This is a genomic window from Roseovarius sp. BRH_c41, assembly GCF_000961715.1.
Taxonomy (GTDB): Bacteria; Pseudomonadota; Alphaproteobacteria; order Rhodobacterales; family Rhodobacteraceae; genus Roseovarius.
In genome coordinates this window covers 22,774-29,487 of sequence record NZ_LADY01000010.1, presented here as the reverse complement: position 1 = coordinate 29,487, position 6,714 = coordinate 22,774, and the positions used below count along the sequence as shown (strand labels likewise).

4 protein-coding genes and 1 rRNA gene are annotated in these 6,714 nt (G+C 60.3%); 2 read left to right on the top strand and 3 right to left on the bottom strand.

Going from position 1 to position 6,714, the window contains the following annotated elements; translation table 11 throughout:
• Window positions 1-245, bottom strand: a 16S ribosomal RNA gene (locus VR71_RS03325); the annotation flags it as partial.
• A gap of 635 nt (window positions 246-880) precedes the next feature.
• On the opposite strand from VR71_RS03325, the gene VR71_RS03320 reads away from it, so the two are divergent.
• A complete protein-coding gene (locus tag VR71_RS03320) occupies window positions 881-3,340 on the top strand; it encodes a heavy metal translocating P-type ATPase (RefSeq protein WP_045681182.1) in 2,460 nt (819 codons plus the stop codon).
• On the top strand, window positions 3,337-3,723 hold the full coding sequence (gene cueR, locus VR71_RS03315; protein ID WP_009816396.1) for a Cu(I)-responsive transcriptional regulator: 387 nt from the start codon (window positions 3,337-3,339) through the stop codon (window positions 3,721-3,723). The genes VR71_RS03320 and cueR overlap by 4 nt, the downstream gene beginning before the upstream one ends.
• Before the next feature lie 92 nt (window positions 3,724-3,815).
• Here cueR and ggt read toward each other — a convergent pair whose 3' ends face one another.
• Window positions 3,816-5,588: a gamma-glutamyltransferase gene (gene ggt, locus VR71_RS03310; protein ID WP_045681180.1), complete on the bottom strand. Its 1,773-nt coding sequence runs from the start codon at window positions 5,586-5,588 to the stop codon at window positions 3,816-3,818.
• Window positions 5,589-5,599: 11 nt separating this feature from the next.
• A complete protein-coding gene (locus tag VR71_RS03305; protein WP_045681178.1) occupies window positions 5,600-6,712 on the bottom strand; it encodes a class I SAM-dependent RNA methyltransferase in 1,113 nt (370 codons plus the stop codon).
• Between the last annotated feature and the right edge of the window lie 2 nt (window positions 6,713-6,714).

Here is a 6,714-nt window from a genome sequence, read left to right as displayed (position 1 = left end):
GGCTTGGTAGGCCATTACCCCACCAACTACCTAATCCAACGCGGGCCGATCCTCCTCCGATAAATCTTTCCCCCGAAGGGCGTATGCGGTATTACTCACCGTTTCCAGTGGCTATCCCGCAGAAGAGGGTACGTTCCCACGCGTTACTCACCCGTCCGCCGCTAGATCCGAAGATCTCGCTCGACTTGCATGTGTTAGGCCTGCCGCCAGCGTTCGTTCTGAGCCAGGATCAAACTCTCAAGTTGAAACGCGTTTCCGCGTATCCTTGACGTTCGAACCTCTGCACATCTTCAATGCACTACCGCTTCGCTACTTGAGTGCAGATAAATCTACCCCCAATCGCTCCGCAGCATGGTCGACCCGGCTAAGGAAACGACCGCATTGAAAGTCATCTGTCTGATGTACATCGTTTCCAAAGAAACGAAGTCCATACAAGACAGTGAAGCTGACACTCCATCATCGGGCCGAAACCCTAAGAGCGTTGATATACAGACGTTGATCCATCGAAATGAACCAAACCGCCCACATATCTCTTCAGTTACCAAATTTTCAAAGAGCGTCGAGACAAAATCAACCGGAAGCGCCAATCTACCTAGCGCAACCCGCCAACCTTACCTCCGAAGTCCGTCCCGCAGTCTTCCCAAGAGCACCGCCCCAAGTCCGTCCCGCGTCCCAACAACCGCCTCAGCAGCGCCGGTGAAGGGGTATTTACGGTTACCCCAGAAGAGTCGCAACCCCTTTTTTACAGAAAAATGAAATTTTCTTCGCAGCGCCTGTTTTTTCTTCAAATGGCCCTGTTTTTCAACGTTTGAGGCACGAGCTCTTGACCTTACAGTGACTGGAATCCCTATCTCTTCACCAGAATAGCAAAGGAATCGTCATGTCTGGTGGTGCAGGACTGAGAATCGAAGTGCAGGGGCTAAGCTGTGCGGGATGTGCCGGACGGGCTGAGCGCGCGCTTAGCGGCGTGCCAGGGCTGAGCGACATCTCCGTCAATTTCGCCAATGGGCAAGCGCATATGGTACTGCATGACGCCCGCGCCACCGACATCGCGAGGGCCCTGCGCGCGGCAAACTATCCGGCTCGCGAAGAAACCATCTCTCTCACCGTCTCTGGGCTCAGTTGTGCATCGTGTGTGGCCCGGGCCGAGGCGGCGCTGAACGCGCTGCCCGCTGTGCTTGAGGCACGGGTCAACCTGGCGAATGGGACTGCCTATGTCCGATATCTCCCTGGCAGCACTGATGCTGGCGTTCTGGTTCGTGCCTTGACCGAAGCGGGCTATCCCTCCCGTATGAAAGATGACCACGGAGAAGATCAGGCCGCGCGGCGCAGGGCTGAGATCGGCCAGGCGCGACGGCAGGTCTGGACTGCCGCATTGCTGACCCTGCCGGTCTTTGTGTTGGAAATGGGCAGTCATGTGATCCCGGGCATGCACGCTCTGATTATGGACACGATTGGCATGACCACCTCATGGCTGGTACAGTTCGTGCTCACCACGATGGTCTTGATCTGGCCCGGGCGGCAGTTTTATCGGCTCGGTGTCCCTGCATTGCTCAAGGTCGCTCCGGACATGAACAGCCTCGTGGCACTGGGCGCGTCTGCGGCCTGGGCCTATTCGACCGTGGCACTCTTCCTGCCTGCATTCCTCCCTCAGGGCAGTAGCGCTGTCTATTTTGAGGCCGCAGCGGTGATCGTCACGTTGATTCTGACCGGCCGCTGGCTTGAGGCTCGTGCCAAGGGCCGCACCGGGGCAGCTATTCAGCGCCTGATCGGGCTGCAACCAAGAACCGCCCGTGTCGAACGCAAAGGCAATATCACCGACCTGCCAATAGAAGAGGTCGCGGTTGGTGACATCATTCACTTGAGACCCGGAGAAAAGGTGGCAATTGACGGAGAAGTGGTCGAAGGCTCCTCTTATATTGACGAGTCGATGATCACAGGTGAACCCGCACCGGTGGCCAAAGGGCCAAGCGATGCTGTCGTGGGCGGCACCGTGAATGGTGCGGGTGCCCTGAGTTTCCGTGCGACCGCAGTGGGACACGATACGGTGCTGGCACAGATAGTATCGATGATCGAAGAGGCACAAGGGGCCAAGCTGCCGGTTCAGGCATTGGCGGACCGGGTGGTGCGGATCTTTGTGCCCGTGGTGATCGCGATTGCGCTGCTGACGGTTGCGGTTTGGTTGATCCTCGGGCCTCAACCGGTTCTCACTCACGCGCTGGTGGCTGGAGTTTCGGTCCTGATCATCGCCTGCCCCTGTGCGATGGGTTTGGCGACGCCCACCTCGATCATGGTGGGCACCGGGCGTGCGGCAGAACTCGGTGTACTTTTTCGCAAAGGCGAGGCCTTGCAGCGGCTGGACGAGGCGCAGATCGTAGCCTTTGACAAAACCGGCACCCTGACGCGCGGCAAGCCCGAAGTAACGCGCATCTCTCTGGCCGCGGAGCGGACTGAGGACGACATTTTGCGACTGGCCTCAGCCGCGCAATCCAAGTCCGAGCATCCGATTGCGCGCGCCATCGAAGATGCAGCGGCCCGCCGGGGGGTGGACATTCCGCAGGCCAAGACGTTTCAGGCAATTGCCGGGCATGGCATAATTGCAGAGGTAGAAGGTCACGCATTGGTGATAGGTTCCGCACGCCTGATGACCCGTGAGGCGATTGAAACAGGCGCATTGACTGACGCCGCGCAAAGCCTGGCCGCGGCGGGACAGACGGCCATCTATATTGCGATAGACGGGAAACTCGCCGCAGTGCTTGGCGTGGCGGACGCGGTCAAGCCGACAAGTCGCGCGGTGATCGAGGCCTTGCACGCCAAGGGCATCAAGACAGCCATGATCACCGGCGATAGCACGGCCACTGCTCAATCCATAGCCCAAGAGTTGGGGATCGACCATGTCGAAGCAGAGGTTCTGCCCGATGGCAAGGTGGCGGCGGTGCGAGCGCTGCAAGAGCGCTTTGGCGTGCTGGCCTTTGTGGGAGACGGGATCAATGACGCACCAGCATTGGCACAAGCCGATGTGGGCATTGCCGTGGGCACCGGCACCGATGTGGCGATTGAGGCGGCCGATGTGGTCCTCATGTCGGGTGATCTGATCGGGGTGGTGAACGCACTCGATCTGTCACATCGCACCCTGCGCAATATTCGGCAGAACCTCTTTTGGGCCTTTGCCTATAATGCGGCCTTGATCCCGGTGGCGGCAGGCGTGCTCTATCCGGCCACGGGCACGATGCTCTCGCCCATGCTTGCGGCGGGCGCGATGGCCCTGTCGTCCGTTTTTGTTCTGTCGAACGCGCTGCGCCTCAAGCGTCTGCACCCGGCTATGGAGGGCACAGCATGAACATTTCAGAAGTGGCACGAGAAACCGGCCTGCCTGCCAAGACCATTCGCTACTATGAAGACATCGGACTCATCCGTCCTCTGCGTGAAAGCAACGGTTACCGAGCCTTTCGCAAGAGCGACATCCACAAGCTGGCATTCTTGGCCCGGGCCCGCGCCTTGGGCTTCTCTATCGAGGATTGTCGCAAGCTCCTGGCGCTCTACGAGGATCAGGACCGCGCGAGCGGTGATGTCAAACATTTGGCTGAAGAGCATTTGGCGCAGATTGAGGACAAAATCGCTCAGTTGCAATCCATGCAGGCTACCTTGCGCCATCTGGTGCGGGAATGCGCCGGTGACGCCCGCCCAGATTGTCCGATCCTTCGAGATCTCGCCGAAGGCTAAACAGACCGGGGGCACTGCCGCCGAATCCCCGAGGTATTTTAGGCCAGATGATTGCGACTTTGCGTTTCGGCATAGGTCGAGCACCCAAACCTTCACTTGCCGTAAGCGAGCCCTTCACGGCGAGGATCCGCGCCGCCAAACAAACGCGCGCCCTGTTCGATCACATGCAGCCCAGACGTGAGGGAGGTCTCCCGGACCTCAAAGCCCATGGCAGTCAGTGGCTCCGCCAGCGCGCTTGCCTCGGGTTCGATGTCATAGGGACCAAAACGATTGACCAGATGCGGCAGGCTGACCGCCTCTTGCACATCCATACCCCAATCCACCCAAGCGATGATTGTCTTGACCACATAGCCAATAATCTGGCTACCGCCCGGACTGCCGAGAATGAGCACAGGCCGCCCGTCACGGCGCAGGATGGTCGGGGTCATAGAAGACCGTGGTCGCTTGCCCGGAGCCACCGCATTAGCAATGGGCACACCGCTCTCATGGGTGGCAAATGAGAAATCGGTCAACTCGTTGTTGAGCAGGAAACCCCGCACCAAAAGGCGCGAACCAAAGCCATTCTCGATGGTCGTGGTCATCGAGAGCGCATTGCCATCACTATCGACAATCGAAATATGCGACGTTGAGGGCAGTTCCAGTGACTGATCATCGGCCCAGTTTAGAGCATGGTCGAATTCGGGGGTGCCCGGCGAGACCTCTGGCAGGGCATCGTCACCCTTCAAGAGATCAGAACGGGATTTCAGGTAGTCAGGTGAGAGCAAACCTTTGAGCGGAACAGGCAAGAAATCGCTATCCGCAAGATAGCGCCCCCGGTCTGCATAGGCCAAGCGGCTGGCATCACCGATCAGGCGCCAAGCCTCAGCGCTATCAGAGCCAAGGGCTGCCAGATCAAACGACTCCAAGAGCCCAAGAATTTGCCCCAGAGTGATTGCCCCCGACGAGGGTGGGCCCATGCCGCAAACCTCAAAGCCGCGATACGGCGTGCATATAGCAGGTCGTTCCTTGACCCGGTAGATCGCCAGATCAAGCGGACTGAGGACCCCCGGATTTCGACCCGAGCGCTGCACCCGTTCTGCGATGTCGAGCGCCAGCTCGCCGGTGTAGAACGCCTTGACACCTTCCTGCGCAAGAAGCTGCAGGGTATTGGCATAGTCCGGATTGCGCAAGATTTGCCCCGCTGTGAGCGGCGCGCCATCCGGCAGGAAATAATCGCGGGTTTCCGCAAAGACCTTCAAGTGGTCTGCATCCGCGGCAATCAAACCAGCCAGACGCGGGCTAACCGGGAATCCATCCTCGGCCAGCCGTATCGCATCGGTGAAAAGCCCTGACCAATCGGCACGCCCCCACCGGGCATGTGCGTCGGCCATGAGCGCGGGCGTGCCGGGTGTGCCGACGGATCGTCCGCCCACGACCGCATCAAAGAATTGCAACGGCTCCCCGGCCTCATCCTGAAAGAGTGTCGGTGTAACGGCAAGTGGCGCTGTTTCGCGCCCGTCCAATGTGGTGATTTTTCCGCTTTGGCCATCATGCCAAACAAGGAAGGCCCCACCACCCAAACCAGAACTTTGCGGCTCAACCAGACCAAGCACGGCTTGGACGGACACCATGGCGTCCGCAGCAGTTCCGCCCGCCGCCAACACACGAGCGCCGGCCTCAACCGCCAGGGGATGCGCGGCAGCGATCATCCAAGTCTGCGCTTCGACCGGACGACCTGCGTCCTTGGCGGCCTGTGCCGCCTCCAACATCGGAGGCACTTGCACTGCCCCTGCCCCGGCGCCCTCCGGCGCGACCGTATCAGCGGTCTGTTGCGCCAGACCCGGACCGCAAAAGAGTACCCCAACAGCCAGAACAAGCGCGCGCATCGTCGGTCTCCCTAGAGTGGATCGGTCCGCCAGAGCGTCACCTTGAGCCCACCATGCGCCACCGGCGGTCCCGGTGGCAAGAAGGGCAGACCGGTCGTCTTCGCAAGGCCTGCGTCGCTCGTGACGAGTCCCACGCGCCAACCCTTCATTTCTCGCTTTAGAACATCGCCCAAGCTGGCATAGAGGCCGAAGAGCAATTTGCGGTTGCCAATACGCGCACCATAGGGCGGATTGACTATCACCAACCCCGGTGGCCCGTCCGGTCGGGTCAACGCCGATAGCGGCTGGCAGGTAAACTGCGTGATCCCATCCACCCCTGCGCGCTCCGCATTCTCGGACGCCATACGAACGGCGCCTGCGTCGCGATCAAAGCCGAAAAATCTCAAAGGTGTCTCACGCGCGCCTGCGGGATGCGACATCGCCGCCCAAGCCACAGACTCAAACGCGGCCATATCTTCAAACGCAAAGCGGCGCGCCCGCCCGGGGTGACGCCCCGTCGCGATCTCTGCCGCCTCAATAGGAAAGGTCCCCGAGCCGCACATCGGATCGAGAACCGGCTCGCGCCCGTCATAGCCGCATTGCCGCAGGAAAAGCGCCGCGAGGGTCTCGCGCATTGGGGCCTTGCCAACCGCTTCTTTGTAGCCGCGCCGGTGCAGCGGCTCGCCCGAGGTATCAAGGCTGAAGGTCACCAGATCATCCTCGATCCGGGCCATGAGGCGCAGCGCCGCCTCATCATGCACTTGCGCGCCAAGCGTCTCGGTGATCGCCTTGACGATCCTCTCTTCGGCGGCTCCAGCGTGATAGATCTTGGACTTTCGACACGTGACTTCGACGCGCAGCGGGACATCGGCGCGCAGATGCGCGGCCCACTCGAATTTGCGCGCGCGTTTGTCAAGTTGCGCCAGATGAAAGGCGCGGAACGAGCCAATCCGCGCCAGCACCCGCCCCGCACCGCGCAATTCCAGATTTGCCCGCCATACATCGGGCCAGAGCCCCACGAAACTGACCCCTCCAGGCAGGATTGTGACCGGACCGAACCCGTGCTCAATAGCCTCTTCGGCAAGGGCGTTTTCATGCCCCGGTGGTGCGGCGAGAAATATCTCAAAAGGCTCTGATTGGCTCATTG

What these genes read in the sequence shown, in the direction of transcription:
- VR71_RS03320 (WP_045681182.1), top strand. Translation starts at nt 881, where the DNA reads ATGTCTGGTGGTGCAGGACTGAGAATCGAAGTGCAGGGGCTAAGCTGT.
- cueR (WP_009816396.1), top strand. Translation starts at nt 3,337, where the DNA reads ATGAACATTTCAGAAGTGGCACGAGAAACCGGCCTGCCTGCCAAGACC.
- ggt (WP_045681180.1), bottom strand. Translation starts at nt 5,588, where the DNA reads ATGCGCGCGCTTGTTCTGGCTGTTGGGGTACTCTTTTGCGGTCCGGGT.
- VR71_RS03305 (WP_045681178.1), bottom strand. Translation starts at nt 6,712, where the DNA reads ATGAGCCAATCAGAGCCTTTTGAGATATTTCTCGCCGCACCACCGGGG.